The organism is Sphingopyxis sp. (assembly GCF_965227415.1).
Classification (GTDB): domain Bacteria; phylum Pseudomonadota; class Alphaproteobacteria; order Sphingomonadales; family Sphingomonadaceae; genus Sphingopyxis.
On record NZ_OZ245749.1, the window covers coordinates 3,015,988 to 3,031,629 of the forward strand.

14 protein-coding genes are annotated in these 15,642 nt (G+C 65.3%); 7 read left to right on the top strand and 7 right to left on the bottom strand.

Going from position 1 to position 15,642, the window contains the following annotated elements; all coding sequences use genetic code 11:
• Nucleotides 1-157: 157 nt before the first annotated feature.
• From ACO055_RS14770 to ACO055_RS14790, 5 genes are all read left to right on the top strand, one after another.
• Complete coding sequence (locus ACO055_RS14770) at nt 158-2,647, top strand: heavy metal translocating P-type ATPase (RefSeq protein ID WP_282949212.1); 2,490 nt, start codon at nt 158-160, stop codon at nt 2,645-2,647.
• 100 nt (nt 2,648-2,747) lie between these two features.
• A complete protein-coding gene (locus ACO055_RS14775) occupies nt 2,748-3,167 on the top strand; it encodes a hypothetical protein (protein WP_422059614.1) in 420 nt (139 codons plus the stop codon).
• A complete protein-coding gene (locus tag ACO055_RS14780) occupies nt 3,164-3,610 on the top strand; it encodes a disulfide bond formation protein B (protein ID WP_282949210.1) in 447 nt (148 codons plus the stop codon). The genes ACO055_RS14775 and ACO055_RS14780 overlap by 4 nt, the downstream gene beginning before the upstream one ends.
• Complete coding sequence (locus tag ACO055_RS14785; RefSeq protein WP_194954596.1) at nt 3,607-4,251, top strand: DsbA family protein; 645 nt, start codon at nt 3,607-3,609, stop codon at nt 4,249-4,251. The genes ACO055_RS14780 and ACO055_RS14785 overlap by 4 nt, the downstream gene beginning before the upstream one ends.
• A gap of 180 nt (nt 4,252-4,431) precedes the next feature.
• Nucleotides 4,432-4,737, top strand: a complete 306-nt coding sequence (locus ACO055_RS14790) for a hypothetical protein (protein WP_194954597.1) — start codon at nt 4,432-4,434, stop codon at nt 4,735-4,737.
• A 28-nt stretch (nt 4,738-4,765) separates the two neighbouring features.
• Here ACO055_RS14790 and ACO055_RS14795 read toward each other — a convergent pair whose 3' ends face one another.
• Together ACO055_RS14795 and ACO055_RS14800 are read right to left on the bottom strand one after the other, a co-directional pair.
• Nucleotides 4,766-5,425, bottom strand: coding sequence for a class I SAM-dependent methyltransferase (locus tag ACO055_RS14795; RefSeq protein WP_282949209.1), 660 nt, complete (start codon nt 5,423-5,425; stop codon nt 4,766-4,768).
• Nucleotides 5,426-5,472: 47 nt separating this feature from the next.
• Entirely contained in the window at nt 5,473-6,162 is a 690-nt protein-coding gene (locus ACO055_RS14800) for a helix-turn-helix transcriptional regulator (RefSeq protein ID WP_282949208.1), read from the bottom strand.
• Nucleotides 6,163-6,477: 315 nt separating this feature from the next.
• Between ACO055_RS14800 and ACO055_RS14805 the strand changes: the two genes are divergently transcribed.
• Nucleotides 6,478-8,400 (top strand): FTR1 family protein, encoded by a 1,923-nt coding sequence (locus tag ACO055_RS14805; protein ID WP_422059615.1) that lies wholly within the window; start codon nt 6,478-6,480, stop codon nt 8,398-8,400.
• Between the two features lie 68 nt (nt 8,401-8,468).
• Here ACO055_RS14805 and ACO055_RS14810 read toward each other — a convergent pair whose 3' ends face one another.
• Nucleotides 8,469-9,107 carry a cation transporter gene (locus tag ACO055_RS14810; protein WP_282949207.1) on the bottom strand — a complete coding sequence of 213 codons (639 nt, stop codon included), beginning with the start codon at nt 9,105-9,107 and terminating at the stop codon, nt 8,469-8,471.
• Between the two features lie 68 nt (nt 9,108-9,175).
• Here ACO055_RS14810 and ACO055_RS14815 point away from each other — a divergent pair, with 68 nt between their 5' ends.
• Complete coding sequence (locus ACO055_RS14815) at nt 9,176-9,583, top strand: MerR family transcriptional regulator (RefSeq protein ID WP_194954601.1); 408 nt, start codon at nt 9,176-9,178, stop codon at nt 9,581-9,583.
• 30 nt (nt 9,584-9,613) lie between these two features.
• Here ACO055_RS14815 and ACO055_RS14820 read toward each other — a convergent pair whose 3' ends face one another.
• The 4 genes from ACO055_RS14820 to ACO055_RS14835 are packed head-to-tail and all read right to left on the bottom strand — an operon-like array spanning nt 9,614 to nt 15,594.
• Entirely contained in the window at nt 9,614-9,976 is a 363-nt protein-coding gene (locus tag ACO055_RS14820; protein WP_282949206.1) for a copper-binding protein, read from the bottom strand.
• Between the two features lie 22 nt (nt 9,977-9,998).
• Nucleotides 9,999-13,133 carry an efflux RND transporter permease subunit gene (locus ACO055_RS14825; protein WP_422059616.1) on the bottom strand — a complete coding sequence of 1,045 codons (3,135 nt, stop codon included), beginning with the start codon at nt 13,131-13,133 and terminating at the stop codon, nt 9,999-10,001.
• Complete coding sequence (locus ACO055_RS14830; protein WP_282949204.1) at nt 13,130-14,368, bottom strand: efflux RND transporter periplasmic adaptor subunit; 1,239 nt, start codon at nt 14,366-14,368, stop codon at nt 13,130-13,132. Before ACO055_RS14830 ends, ACO055_RS14825 begins: the two co-directional genes overlap by 4 nt.
• On the bottom strand, nt 14,365-15,594 hold the full coding sequence (locus tag ACO055_RS14835; protein ID WP_282949203.1) for a TolC family protein: 1,230 nt from the start codon (nt 15,592-15,594) through the stop codon (nt 14,365-14,367). Before ACO055_RS14835 ends, ACO055_RS14830 begins: the two co-directional genes overlap by 4 nt.
• Between the last annotated feature and the right edge of the window lie 48 nt (nt 15,595-15,642).

Here is a 15,642-nt window from a genome sequence, read left to right on the forward strand (position 1 = left end):
CCTTGGCTCCTTGCCCCCGCCCCCCCGGTCGAGGGTCACTGGCGGCCAAGGAGGTGCGGGAGTGGGTCGCGTGCCAAGGCTCCCGCACCTCGTCCATTCGGCAGGACGGGGTGTCGCCCGGACCCTCTCGAATTTGGCAAAAGAAAAGGATCGCATGATGAGTGACCAGCTGCGGCTCGATATACCGCTTCTTCTGCCCGAGGTCGGCGACGAAGCCGATCGCTGCGTCGCGCGCCTGACCAGCGAACTTGAAGGCCGCGAAGGTGTCGACAAGGTCCATGTCGTGCGCGCCGACGACAGCGTGGTGCCGCAGCTTTGTATTCATTACCGGCCCGACATCCTCCCGCTCGAGCGGGTACGCCAGCTCGCGCGGCGTGCCGGTGCGAAACTTGCCGAGCAATATCAGCATCTCCTCTGGACCGATGTCGAGGGGCTCGGGCACACGCGCCGCGCCCGCACGGTCAGCGACCGACTGCGCCAGCTTCCCGGCGTCGTGGAAGCCGAGGCGACCGCGGCGGGCGTGATCCGCGCGGAGTTCAGCCGGACCGATATTTCACTCGACCAGATCCGCTCGGCACTCGCCGATATGGGCGTCTATCAAAAATCGGCGGGGGAGACGAAGACGATGCCAACGAAGCACGCGCAGGAAGAAAAGGGCGACCATAAGGATCATGATCATGGCGAAGGGGCCGGCGGCGATCATGGTCACGCCCACGGCGGGATCTTCGGCGCAAACACCGAACTTTATGTCGCGCTCTTGTGCGGCGCGGTTCTCGGGATCGGTTTCGCGATTGAGAAGCTGACAGGCTTGCCAAGCTGGGTGCCGCTCGCTTTCTACATCGGTGCCTATGGCCTTGGCGGCTGGTTCACGCTCCGCGAGGCGATCGAAAATCTGAAGCTCAAGCGTTTCGAGATCGATACACTGATGCTCGTCGCGGCCGCTGGCGCCGCCGCGCTCGGCGCCTGGGCCGAGGGCGCGCTGCTGCTCTTCCTCTTCAGTTTCGGGCATGCGCTTGAACATTATGCGATGGGCCGCGCCAAGCGCGCGATTGAGGCGCTTGCCGAACTCGCACCGCAAACCGCGGTCGTTCGCCGCGACGGCGAAACGGCCGAGGTTCCCGTCGAGCAATTGCTCGTCGGCGATATCGTCATCGTGAAACCGAACGAGCGGCTTCCCGCCGACGGCTTCGTGACCCTCGGCCGATCAAGCGTCAACCAGGCCCCGGTGACCGGCGAAAGCGTGCCGGTCGACAAGGAGCCGGTGGCCGACCCGAAAGAGGCGGCGGCGCGCGCCGACGCGCTCGAGGCGAAACACCGGGTGTTCGCGGGCACGATCAACGGCGAAGGCGCCATCGAGATTGCGGTGACCCGGATTTCGAGCGACACGACGCTCGCGAAGGTCGTCAAGATGGTCAATGAGGCCGAGACCCAGAAGTCGCCGACCCAGCGCTTTACGGACAAGTTCGAGCGGATATTCGTGCCGAGTGTCCTCGGCCTCGTTTTCCTCCTTCTCTTCGCAGGGTTCGTCGTCGACGAGCCCTTCCGCGACAGCTTCTACCGCGCCATGGCCGTCCTCGTCGCGGCGAGCCCCTGCGCGCTGGCGATCGCCACGCCCAGCGCCGTGCTCTCCGGTGTCGCGCGCGCCGCGCGCGGCGGCGTGCTCGTCAAAGGCGGCGGGCCGCTCGAAAATCTCGGTTCGCTGACCGCGCTGGCTTTCGACAAGACGGGAACGCTGACCGAAGGACGGCCGCGCATCACCGACACGATCCCGGCGCCTGGGGTCACCAAGGAAGAGCTGCTTGCCATTGCAGTCGCGGTCGAGAGCCTGAGCGATCATCCGCTCGCGGCCGCCATCGTACGCGATGGCCGGGAGATTTTCCCCGACGCCGCGCTTCCGGTCGCCACCGATCTGAAGAGCCTTACGGGCCGCGGGGTCGAAGCCAAGGTCGACGGCGAAATCGTCAGCATCGGCAAGGCCGAAATGTTCGGCACCGACGGCATCGCACCGCTATCGGCCGAAATGGCGACCGCCATCGCCGGGCTCCGTGAGAAGGGTCGAACGACGATGGTCGTGCGCAAGGGAACGCGCGATCTCGGTGCGATCGGCCTCATGGATACACCACGCGCCGCGGCGCGCGAGACGATCGCACGTCTCAGCAAGCTCGGTATTCGTCGCATGATCATGATCTCCGGCGACCATCAAAAGGTCGCCGAATCGATCGCCGCCGAGGTCGGTCTCAACGAGGCATGGGGTGACCTGATGCCTGAGCAAAAGGTCGATGCCATCAAAAAGCTTCGCGCCGAGATGCCCGTCGCGATGGTGGGCGACGGCGTCAACGACGCCCCCGCCATGGCGAGCGCCACCGTTGGCATCGCAATGGGCGCGGCAGGCTCCGACGTCGCGCTCGAGACCGCCGACATCGCGCTGATGGCTGATGACCTGTCGCATCTGCCTTTCGCGATCGGCCTTAGCCGCCGCACCCGCTCGATCATCCGCCAGAATATGGTGGTCAGCCTCGGCGTCGTCGTCGTGCTGGTTCCGGCGACGATCTTCGGCCTCGGGATCGGTCCGGCGGTTGCGGCGCATGAAGGCTCGACCCTCGTTGTCGTCGCGAACGCGCTGCGGCTTCTGGCTTATCGCGAATAACCGGGCCGAGGTGGCGTAGCCAATATGGGAGTTGAGTGTGTTTGAGATTGCAAGGGAGACGCTGCTGCCGCGGTCGCCGGCGCAGCTTTGGGACGTTTTGGTGGATTTCGACCACTATGAGCGCTGGAATCCCTATGTCCGGCCCAAAGGTCTCGCCCGACGCGGGGCGGAGGTCGAATATTCCTTCCGGATGAATCCGGCCAATCCGCGCTTCTGGCGCGTCACCGCAACCCTGTCCGAATGCGAGCCGGGTGCGCACCTCGCGTTCGACGTGAAGCTCAGCCGCCTGCTGCTCTCGATCGAGGAACATTTCCGGATAGAGCCCGCGCCGGAAGGCGCGCGGTTGATCCACATCATAAGCTGCAAGGGCCTGATCGCGCGGCTCAGCCTCCCTAAGACGCGCCGAAATTTTGAAGTGCTTCTCAGCGAAACCGACCGCTTCCTGACCCAATATCTCGCTCGGCCGCGAGCCAAGCCACCAGCGAAGGTCATGCGAAAGAAAGGCGGACGGCGACCGTGAACCGGATTGTCCGCGAAACGCAGGCCGGAGATCGCGCCGCCTGGCCAGCGCTGTTTGCCGCCTGGCTGGCTGCGCTCGCCGCGAGCCTCGGGGCCATCTTCATCGGCGAGGTGATGGGGCAGGCCCCGTGCGTCCTTTGCTGGTTCCAGCGCGCCTTCATGTTTCCGCTGGCGATCACGCTTGCCATCGCCGCCTTCCGATCAGACCGCCATGTCGTGCCCTACGGGCTCGCACTGGCGGCGGGGGGCTGGCTTGTCGCCCTCTATCACCTGCTCCTTTACGTGGGATTCATCCCCGCACCGATCGTTCCGTGCGACGGCGGGCCGTCTTGCTCGGGCGAATCGATGAGCGTCGCTGGCGTGCCGCTTCCGCTGCTGTCACTCGCTGCCTTCTCGGCCATTTTGGGGCTTTTGCTCATTTTCCAAAGGAGACTGAAATCATGAACAGACGTTTCGGCGTGGTAGCCACCCTGGTTGTATCGGCGCTCGCGTTCACCGGCGGCGCCATGCTCTACAGCGGATCGGTCGCAGGCGAGCCCGCACCAAAAGCGGTTGCCGGTCCCGTCGATGCGCTCATCCGGCCCCATTCGGCCGTCATTGGGCCGAAAAATGCGCCGGTGACCATCGTCGAATTCTTCGATCCCTCCTGCGAAGCCTGCCGCGCCTTCTTTCCCAAGGTGAAGGAAATCCTCGCCGCTTATCCGAAGGATGTGCGGCTGGTGATGCGCTATCTTCCCCTCCACCCGGGATCGGCCGAAGCGATCGTTATGCTCGAGGCCGCACGTGTCCAGGGCAAGCTCGAACCCGTGATGGCCGCGGTCCTCGATGCCCAGCCCGACTGGCATGACGGCAAGATGGACGCGGCATGGGCGGCCGCCGAAAAGGCGGGGCTTGATGTCGCGAAGGCGCGTGCCATGCCCTCCGCCGAGGCGATGGCATGGATGGAGCAGGACATCGCGGATGCGCGCGCTGTCGGTGTGCGCGGAACGCCCACCTTCTTCATCAATGGCCAAAAACTGCCCAATTCCTCGCCGGAACAGCTCGAAGCTGAAGTTCGCGCGGCGGTCGCTGCGAAGGGCAAGTGACGATTTGCGTCCCGGCGAAGCCCGGGGCGGGCCGTCCGTACCGCGATTGATGCACAAGATGTCGGCCACCTTGCCGCGAATATAACCCGGGTCGCCGCCCAGTCGTGGGCGAAGACCTCATATTCAGAAGGCATTCAAAGACGAGGGCGGATTGCTGGAAACCGAAAAGGAGAGGCTGACATGCGCAGATTTCTGACCATCGCGGCGGCGATGCTTGCCTTCGCCGTTCCCGGCACGGCCCTTGCCCAGCATCATGACGATCGCGGCGGCTGGAGCCGCGGCGATGATGCCCCGCCGGGGCGCGACCGCGATTATCACTCGGCGCGCCACGACGTACCCAATCATGGCTATGACCGAGGCTATCGCTCGAATGATCGCGATTATCGCGGCAATGATCATCGCTACGAGCGGCGCGATCGCTATGAACGACGCTACCAGAAGCGCCGCATGCACCATCATCATCGCGGGCGCCACTGGCGCGGCTAGGCCCGATCGCGCGGTGGACGAAAGGCCGTTACCGCTCCGCCCGATAGATTGAAATCGAACCGGTCGGCGTCGCGATGATCTTTGCCTCTTCCACGGCGTCGAAACCGGCGGATGCGAGAGTGTCCGGCATGCAGCCTCGGGCATTGGGTTCGGTATATTCGACCCCGTCGAGCCACTGGATCTGGCGGAACAGCATGCGCATCAGGGGCGAGCGCTGCTCGCCGTAATCGGCGATGAACAGTTGGCCGCCCGGCCTAAGCAGGCGATGCATCTGCGCGGCTATGGCTTGCTTGATCTCCATCGGACATTGATGAAACACGAGGCTTGAGACGATCTTGTCGCATCCCTGAAGCGCGGCGAACCCATCCAGCTCATCGCCCATTGCCTCGAACCAATGGATATCGGCGCCAGCAGTGCGGGCTTTGGTTTGAGCGATCTCCAGCACGGCCGGGTCGGGGTCCACTGCCAAAATCTCGCTTTCCGGCTCGCCTTCCTTCAACGCGATCGCCAGGGTCCCCGTGCCGCAACCGATATCGACAATCCGATCGCCCGGTTGCGGTGCGACAAGCTTCAGCAAGTCGCTTCGCCACCTTTTCTCTCGGGTCATGAGTGCGATTGCGGCGTCATAGCGGTCGAGCGAACCGCTCTTGCCAAGCGCGGGTACGAAATCTCTGTCGGTGTCGGTCATGACCCTTCTTTAACGGCGGCCATCGCATCCGCGCTTGAACGGAGGGGCTATCCCTCGATCATGAGATCGCTCGCGCAAATGCCGAACATCGCCTTGATCGTGCGCGCGAAATGGGCACTGTCGCTGAACCCTGCCATGTGGGCCGCCTCCGTTGCGCTATGCTGTCCGCCGATCGCGTCGAATGCAATCAGCAAGCGGCGCCACAGCACATAGCGTTGGAATGGCATTCCGATTTCGGCGGTAAAGAGATGGCGGAACCGTCCGAGCGACAGGCCGCTCTCCCGGCCGGCGTCGGCAAGCCGGACGGGTCCTGCCCCGATGAGCCGATCGATCGTCGTCGCGGCTTGCACGATGCGCGCATCGAGCGGTCGGCGCGGTTCAAGTGCGAGCCAAGCCTTCCAGAAGCCCGTGCCACGGTCGCTCGCGACATGGATCGGCTTCGCGCCGTTCAGGCGCGCTTTCAGATCGTCCGGCGGACCGAATTGGATCGTCGGCTCGACATACCAGAGCTCCGCCTCGCTCGCCGGAAGAAGGCAGTGAACGGCTTCGGGCTCGATGAGCAGGCACCGACCTTTGTAGCGCCGCCCCTGGCTATCGATCACTTCGACCGGATCGTCGGAAAAGACCGCCTGCGCGGCGAAGTGCCGATGGGGAATGGTATCGCCGACCGAACCCGACCAGCAGGCGAGAAAATCGCCAATGCGAAGTCTGCCTTTCCAATGTGCGAGGCCGGTCATGCTATTCTGATAGCAGCAGGTCCACCTGGCCGTCACCCCGGGCGATGAAGCGGCTTGGCGTTCCTATATTTCTGAAGAGGCGGCGTCCGGTCAGGCAAGGTGCTCGCATGGACCGAGCGGAACTTGCTTCGGCGCAGCGCGAGAGGCTCGCGCCCGTTGGCGTTGTGCTCCTCGGGAGTCTGATCCCGTTGATCGCGGGTTAGCCAAAGACGCCGATTCCATCTTGATTGCCAGGCCCCAATCAGTCAGTGCAAATCATTCTCAATAGAGGTGGCTGGCGTGGCGATGACCCTGAACCGAAATTCATTCGCGCCGATGCGGGCGCTGGGGCGCGGCGCTCTGGCTGTTCTGCTCTTGGCCCTGATCGCCCTCCAGCCGGCCCGCGCGAGCGAACCCGAGGTTCAGACCATTTGGCGGCTGCTCGATTATGTTGCCGTTGATTATCCCGGTGCGGTGTCCGGCGGCAAGGTTACGAGTGCGGCTGAATATGCCGAGATGACCGAGTTTGCAGCGCAGGTCGAAGCGCGATTGAAACGCCTGCCGCAGAAGACCGCGAAGCCGAACTTGGTGGCTCGCGCCGCCACCTTGCGGCAATCGATAGCTGCGAAATCTGCACCGGCGACGATCGAAGAACAATCGCGGGGGCTCGCCGAGGCGTTGCTTGGAAGCTACCCTGTTCCGCTGGCGCCGCGGTCGGCTCCCGATCTGGCGCGCGGCGCGAAGCTTTACGCGGAAAATTGTTCCATGTGTCATGGCGCAACCGGCGCTGGAAACGGCCCGGGCGCCGCGGGACTCGATCCGCCACCGATCGCTTTCACGGACGCGGCGCGTGCGCGCGAGCGCAGCCTGTTCGCGCTCTATCAGGTGATTTCGCAAGGCCTTGAGGGCACGTCGATGGCGAGTTTCGAAGCCCTTCCCGACGAAGATCGCTGGGCGCTGTCCTTTTATGTCGGCAGCCTCGCCTTTCCCGAATCTTCGCAATCCACCGGTCGGCAGATATGGGACAGGGACGCGCCCGTTCGGGCCGCCATACCCGATCTTGCGACCCTCGTGGCCAAGACTCCCGCGCAGCTTGCGCGCGAGTTTGGGGATGGCAATGCCGGGCCGCTGACGGCCTTCTTGCGTCGCCAGCCCGAAGCCGTCGTTGCGAAACCGGTCGGCTCGCTGGCGCTGTCCCGCCAGCGCCTCGAAGCGAGCCTGAAAGCCTATGCCGCCGGCGACCGCGGTGCAGCGTCCGATCTGGCGTTATCCGCCTATCTCGATGGATTTGAACCAGTTGAACCGGTTCTTGCGGCGCGCGATCCCGACCTCATGGCGAAGATCGAGCTGGCAATGGGAAATTTGCGTTCGGCCATCGGAAAGGGTCGCCCGATTGCGGAAGTCGAGGCGGCAAATGCCGAAGTGGCGCGGCTGTTCGTCGAAGCCGAGGCGGCCCTCGCGCCCGAGCGGGCGAGTGCGTCGTCCAGCTTTCTCGGCGCGTTCGGCGTTCTCCTGCGCGAAGGCCTTGAGGCATTGCTGATCGTCATCGCCATGATGGCCTTTCTTCGTAAAACCGGGCGGACCGACGTGATGGGCTATGTCCATGGCGGCTGGGTTTCGGCTCTTGCCGCAGGGGCGTTGACCTGGTTCGTGGCAACCTACTTTATCGGGGTCAGCGGGGCATCGCGCGAGCTCACTGAAGGCTTTGGTTCACTCTTCGCCGCGATCATCCTGATCTCGGTCGGTATCTGGATGCATGGCAAGAGCAATGCCGAAGCTTGGCAGCGTTATATCAAGGAGAAAATCTCCGCCGCGCTGTCGCGCCGGTCGGCGTGGTTTCTGTTCGGCCTGACCTTCCTCGTGGTCTATCGCGAGGTGTTCGAGACGATCCTCTTTTACGCAGCCCTATGGGCGCAGGGAAATGGCGGCGCCATGCTGGCGGGAGCTGCGACGGCTGCGGTCCTGCTGGGCCTAATCGCCTGGGCCATGCTGCGCTACAGCGCCCGGCTCCCGATCACGCAGTTCTTCTCCTGGAGCGCGGCGCTGATCGCAGTCCTGGCCATTGTCTTGGCCGGTAAGGGTGTCGGCGGGTTGCAGGAAGCCGGCCTGCTCGGCGTTACGCCGCTGGCCGGATTTCCCCGAGTTCCGATCCTCGGGGTATACCCGACGCTTCAGACGGTGCTGGCGCAGCTTGCGGCCGCGATCATCCTTGCCGCGGGCTTCTGGTTCAATCGGGCAACGGCGCCGCGCGCGGCTTAGCTTCGCGCGGCGGAGAACATCGTGAGCATGCTGTCAGTGGGCACGAGCAACGACGGGCTTCCCGCACGTCACTCTTTGGCAACCCCTGCCTTGTGCGAAGAAATCTCTCCAAGCGCGTCGCGGATAATATCATAGGCCGAATGGAGGAAGAGCAGCGCGATGACGCCGGCGACGAGAAGGTCGGGCCAGGCCTTGCCGGTCACCGCAACCAGACCAGCCGCGACGATAACCGCCACATTGGCAAGGGCATCGTTGCGCGAGAACAGCCAGATCGCGCGCGCCGTCGCGTCGCCTTCGTTGCGGAAGCGGCTGAGCACCAGCGCCGCCGAGATGTTGACGAGCAGCGCCACGACACCGATGCCGCCCATGAGATCGGCCTCGGGCGCGATCGCATGGAAGGAGCGCCAGATCGCCAATCCGATTACCCCGAGTCCCAAGACGGCGAGAAAGCAACCCTGAACAAGCGCCGTGCGGCTACGCGCGACGGCTGTCCAGCCAAGCGCGATCAGTCCAATAAGGGTGATCGAACCATCGCCGATGAAATCGAGCGAGTCTGCCTTGAGCGCCTGCGACCTTGCGAGGAAGCCGCCGGCCAGTTCAATCACGCCAAAGCCAAGGTTGAGAATGACGACGATCCAGAGCGCGCGGCGATAGGCGGGATCGACACCTGCGCGCTCTTCATCGGCCTCGCAGCCACAATCGCTCATGTCGTCAATCCTTTCCCGTCGCGAGTCGGGGGTCTATATGCACCCTCTAGCAACTATAGGGTCAAGCGATGAAAATCGGAGAATTGGCACGCGCGACCGACACCAAGGTCGAAACCATCCGCTATTATGAATTGGCAGGACTGCTGGCGCCGCCTGCGCGGACCGCTGGCAATTACCGTTCATACGGAAGTGACGAACTCGAGCGCCTGTCTTTCATCCGGCGCGCGCGGGACCTCGGATTTGCGCTGGAGGAGGTCCGCGAACTTTTGGCGCTTGCCGACGACCGCGACCAGCCATGCGGCGCCGTCGATGCGGTCGCGAGCAGCCATCTCGCGACGATCGAGTGCAAGATTGCCGACCTCTCCCAGATGCGCGATGAACTCGCACGCATCATTGGCGGCTGCCGTTTGGGAAAGGTCGGCGACTGCAAGATCATCCAGACGCTGGGGCCGATGCGCGGTTCGGCGCAGGGCTGATCCGTGCCGGATGGGCTGGCGGTCAACCCGTCAGGGTGCGGACTTCGCCTCGATCCGCGTGATGCTGCCCTCGGCACCGTTCCAGTCGAGTTCGAACGCGACGCGGTCGCCGACCTTCAGACCTTTGAGCAAATCCGACGGGGCCTTGAACCCCATGGCCATCGGCGGCCATTTCAGGGCAGCGATTTCGCCATGATCGAGCGTGACCGTGCCCTTGGCGGCATCGATCGCGGTGATCGTTCCTTCGCCTTTGCCATGCTGCACTTCGGAAGCCGAGGTGGCCGCTGTCGCTTCCTGGGGAGCGGTGGTGGGCTGTTTGTCGGCTTCGGGGCTGCAGGCCGAAACGGCGATCAGCAGCACCATGCTGCCGGCCAGAATGCGCATCGATTTCATATTCGGTCTCCTTGTTTTCATGTCACGTCGTCGGGGTTTTCAACGGTTGCTGATCGGGCCATCGCCGGCGCATCATCAGATAGGCGGCGGGGACGATGAACATCGAGAGCAGCGGCGCGGTGATCATCCCTCCGATCATCGGTGCGGCGATCCGGCTCATCACCTCGGAACCGGTCCCGGTTCCGACGAGGATGGGGAACAGCCCCGCAAGGATGACCGCGACGGTCATCGCCTTGGGGCGGACCCGGAGCAAGGCTCCGTCGCGGATGGCCTCCTCGATCGGGCCGTCGCCACGCGCGGCGAGCGCCTGTTTAAGATAGATGAGCATCACCACCCCGAACTCCGCCGCAACGCCCGCGAGCGCGATGAAGCCGACCGCGCTTGCAACCGACTGGTTATAGCCGAGCAGATAGAGCAGCCACAGCCCGCCGGTGAGCGCGAAGGGCAGCGTCGCCATGATGAGCAGCGCTTCGTCCCAGCGGCGGACGGTCAGGTAGAGCAGGGCGAGGATGATCGCGAGCGTGACGGGTATGACGATCTTCATCCGCTCGGTCGCGCGAACGAGGAATTCGAACTGGCCCGTGTAGGAGACGCTGATCCCCGGCGGCAATTTGACGTCGCGCGCGACCGCCTGCTGGATATCGCCGACCAGCGTCTGCAAGTCGCGGTCGCGGCCATCGACATAGATCCAGGTCACCGGCCGCGCATTCTCGCTGCGCAGCATCGGCGGGCCATCGCTGATCCGCACCCGTGCCACGGTGCTCAGCGTGATCTGCTGGCGCGACGGCGTGAGGATCGGCAAGTTTTCCAGCTTGCCGAGGCTATCACGAAGTTCGCGCGGATAGCGCACGTTGATCGGGTATCGCGCCAGCCCCTCGACCGTTTGCCCGATGGTCTCGCCGCCGATGACGCCGCCGACCAGCGCCTGCACGTCGGCGACATTAAGCCCAAACCGCGCCGCAGCCGCGCGATCGATGTCGACGTCGATATAGCGCCCGCCGGTCAGCCGCTCGGCGAGCGCCGAGGCGACGCTTGGAACCTTGCGGACGACCGCCTCGATCCGCTTTGCGGTGCGGTCGATCTCGGCGACATCCGATCCTGCGACCTTGATGCCGACCGGGCTCTTGATCCCGGTCGCCAGCATGTCGATGCGGTTGCGGATTGGCGGGATCCAGAAATTGGCGAGGCCGGGGACCTTCACGCGCGCATCGAGTTCGGCGACCAGCTTCTCTGGCGTCATCCCGGCGCGCCATTGATCGCGCGGCTTGAAGCGGATCGTCGTCTCGAACATTTCGAGCGGCGCAGGATCTGTCGCGGTGTCGGCGCGGCCGGCCTTGCCGAAAACGCTGTCGACCTCGGGTACCGTTTTGATGAGCCGGTCGGTCTGCTGGAGCAGGCTCGACGCCTTGGCGGTCGAGATGCCCGGCAGCGCCGACGGCATATAGAGGAGGTCGCCCTCGTCGAGCTGCGGCATGAACTCGCCGCCGAGCTGGGTCAGCGGCCACAGGCTGGTCGCGAAGATCAGCCCCGCGATAACCAGAGCCCTTTTGGGATGGCGCAGAACCTGGTCGAGCGCGGGGCGATAGGCGTGCGTCAGCCAGCGATTGACCGGATTGGCCTGTTCGCTCGGGATCCGCCCGCGGATGAGCCAGCCCATGAGCACCGGGACGAGGGTGATCGACAGGATTGCCGCCGCCGCCATGGCATAGGTCTTGGTAAAGGCGAGCGGTCCGAACAGCTTCCCTTCCTGTCCCTCGAGCGAGAAAATCGGGAGAAACGAGAAGGTGATGATGAGGAGGCTCAGGAAAAGCGCCGGGCCGACTTCTGCGGCGGCGTCGGTGATGACCCGCCAGCGCTCCTTGCCCTCTAATGGCTCGCCGGGATGATCGCGTTCCCAATGCTCGAGATGCTTGTGGGCATTCTCGATCATTACGACCGCCGCGTCGACCATCGCGCCGACCGCGATCGCGATGCCCCCGAGCGACAGGATGTTGGCGTTGAGACCCTGGAACCGCATGACGATGAAGGCGATCAATATGCCGAGTGGCAGGGTGAGGATCGCGACGAGCGCCGAGCGCGCGTGCCACAGGAACAGCGCGCAGACGATTGCGACAATGATGAACTCCTCGACGAGCTTCGAGGTGAGATTGTCAACCGCGCGGTCGATCAGACCCGACCGGTCATAGGTGGTGACGATTTCGACCCCCGGCGGCAGCCCAGCCTTGAGTTCGGCGAGCTTGGCGCGCACCCCTTCGATCACCTCGCGGGCATTCTGGCCCTGGCGCATCACGATCACGCCGCCCGCGACTTCGCCTTCGCCGTTGAGTTCGGCGATACCGCGCCGCATGTCGGGGCCGATCTGGACAGTCGCGACATCACCAATCGTCACGGGAATGCCGCCCGCTGCGGTGCGAACGGGCACGGCGCGAAAGTCGTCGAGACTTTTGAGATAGCCGCCGGCGCGCACGATATATTCGGCCTCGGCCATTTCGACCGTGCCACCGCCGCTTTCCTGGTTGGCGCGCTGGAGCGCCTCGGTCACCTCTTGCGCGGTCACGCCATAGGCGGCGAGCTTCGCCGGATCGACGAGGACCTGATATTGGCGCACCATGCCGCCGATGCTCGCGACCTCGGCGACGCCGGGCACCGCCTTGAGCTCGAAGCGCAGAAACCAGTCCTGGAGGCTGCGAAGTTCGGCGAGATCGTGGCGTCCGCTCTTGTCGACGAGTGCATATTCGTAAATCCAGCCGACCCCGGTCGCGTCGGGGCCGAGCGACGCCCGGGCGCCTTCGGGGAGGCGACTTTGCACCTGGCTCAGATATTCGAGCACCCGGCTGCGCGCCCAATAAAGGTCGGTGCCGTCCTCGAACAGCACATAGACGAAACTGTCGCCGACGAAGCTGTAGCCGCGCACGACACGCGCGCCCGGAACCGACAGCATCGTCGTCGTGATCGGATAGGTGACCTGATCCTCGACGATGCGCGGCGCCTGACCCGGATAGGTCGTGCGGATGATGACCTGCACGTCGGACAAGTCGGGGAGGGCGTCGACCGGCGTCGTGCGGACGGCGGCGACCCCGATCAGCGCCAGGATCAGCGCCGCGGCGACGACAAGGCCGCGCGCGGCGACCGATACGCGAATGACCTTTTCGATCATTTCGCAACGTCCAGCGGCCGGACCGCGATGCCGGTCAGGCTCGCTTCGGAATCGAGCAGGAACTGGCCCGACGCCACGACCTTCTCGCCTGCTGCAAGGCCGCGCAATATTTCGGTCTTGCCGCCGCCTTCGCGCCCGGTCTCGACCTCGGCGGGGTGATAGCGGCCATCGCCCATCTCGAGCATCACGATCGTGCGCGTCCCGGTGCGGATGACCGCTTCGCTCGGCACGAGCAGCGCGGGCTTGGCGTCGCCTCCCAATGCCACGCTCGCGAACATGCCGGGGCGCAGGCGCCCGCCGCGGTTCGCGAGTTCGACCCGCACCGTCAGCGTCCGGCTGTCCGCCGCCGCGGTCGGCAGGATCGCGACGACACGGCCGCCGAAACTTTCGCCCGGAAAGGCGGCGAGCTTCGCGGTCGCGCGCTGGCCGACCTCCACAGCGCCGGCCTGTGCTTCGGGGAGCGCGGCATTCAGCCACACCGTCTCGAGGCCCGAGATTTCCGCAAGCGTCTGGCCGGCGGCGAGCGTCACGCCCGCGCGCGCATTGAGCGTCTGGATGACACCGCCGATCGGTGCACGGACCGTAACCGTGCCGCTCGTCCGCCCGCTGCGATCGACTTGTGCGATCACGGCCTCGGGCATGCCCATCAGGCGCAGGCGTTGCCGCGCTGCGGCGGTGAGTTCGGGCCGGCCAAGGCGTTTGACGCTCAGATACTCGGTCTGGGCGCCGCCCCATTCGGGCGATTGCAGGTCGGCGATCGGAGCGCCCGCGCGAACCACATCGCCGGGCGCGAGCCGATAGACGCGCTCGACGAAGCCGCCCGATCTTGCCTGGACGATCGCGACGTCGCGCTGATTGAAGTCGACCGTGCCGGTGACGTCGAGCGTCGCGGCAAGGCTCCCTGTCTCGGCGGCCACCACCCGGATGCCGAGACTCTGACGCGCCGACGCATCGACCGATATGCCCGGCGTGGCGTCGCTCGCGCTGCCTCCGTCGGCATATTTGGGCACCAACTGCATATCCATGAAGGGCGACTTGCCGGGCTTGTCGAACTTCTGGTTCGGGAACATCGGGTCGTAATAATAGAGTATTTTGCCGGGATCGCCGGTCGCCGACCCGGCCACCGTCTCGTTGTCGCCCCGCTGCCCGAGCCAGTAGCCGGCGCCTCCGGCAAGCAGCACCGCGGCCATCAGTGCGGCGCGCCACCGCGCCGCCGTTGTCGTCGCATCGGTCATGGCCGTGCCTCCCCATAAGTGAAATTGATGCGAATAGTGTCGCGCGCGACTTCGGCCTCGCGCCCCAGCGCATCTACTTCGGCTTCCGCAAGCGTCAGTGTCGACAGGAGCGCGGTCCCGAGATCGAGCCGGCCCGCCCCGAAGCTTTCGAGATCGAGCTGGGCGCGCTTCTTGGCAAGCGGAACCAGCCTGGTCCGCGCATTGGCAAGCTGCTCGTCGTGCATGCGGTGCATCGCAAGGTCGGCCGACAGCGCCGCCGCGATTTCGCGTTCGGCGGCTTCGCGGTCGAGGCGCGCCCGCGTCGCTTCGCTCGCGCGTGCGGCGATCTTTGGATCCTGGCGCTTGGCGGCAAAGAACGGCAGGTCGATCGTGACCCCGACCGTGACGAGGTCGCCATAATTGGGTTCGCGTCGGCCATAGGCCGCATTGACCGTCCAGTCGGGCCGCTTCGCGGCGCGTGCGAGGCCGGTCTCGGCATCGGCAGCGATCGTTCGGGCGTCATAGGCGCGCAGCCGCGGCAGCGCGGCAAGGCCGGTGCGCAGCGTATCGCCGTCGACCGCGAGTGGTGGCGGTGCGCCCGCCGTGTCGGCGGCCGGATCACCCGTGAAGCGAATGAGCTGCGCACGGAAGCGCGCGATCTCGGCGGAAAGCGCGCTCCGCCGATCGGCCACTTCGGCCCGCAGCTGCTCGGGTTCGAGCGCCTGCGCCGGGCGCGCCGCGCCGCTGGCGAGCCGCCCGGTTACCGTCGCCTGAAGATCATCGAGCCCTTCGTCGAGCAGCTCGAGTTCCTTGAGCCGTTTCTTTGCATAGAAAAGATCGATCCACGCGAGCGCGGTCGCGAGGCGCACATCCTGCGCGGCGACCGCCTGCTCGGCCTCGGCGACCTTGATGTCCGCGCCGGCGCGTTGCGCCCGCGCGCGCCGCTTGGCGGGATTGGTGAATTCCTGGCTGATACCGATGACCTGCATCGTGAAATCGTCGCGGTTGAAGCGGCCCGCATCAGGGCCGGTGACCGGAAAATCCTGAAGCGCGAGATTGAGCTTCGGATCGGGAAGGCGATCGGCGGCAATCGCCGCGGTCTCGGCCGCGCCGACGCCCGCCTCGCGCGCCTTCAGTTCGGGGGCCTGACGTTCGGCGAGCCGCAGCGCGTCGCCGAACGTCAAGGGCTCGGCGTGCAGGGCGGCGGGCAGCAGCACCGCCAGGGCTGTTGCAAATAATATGCGCATGATGGGCCTCTCTTCCGGACAGGATGGCGGGACCGTCCCCGGCGCGGG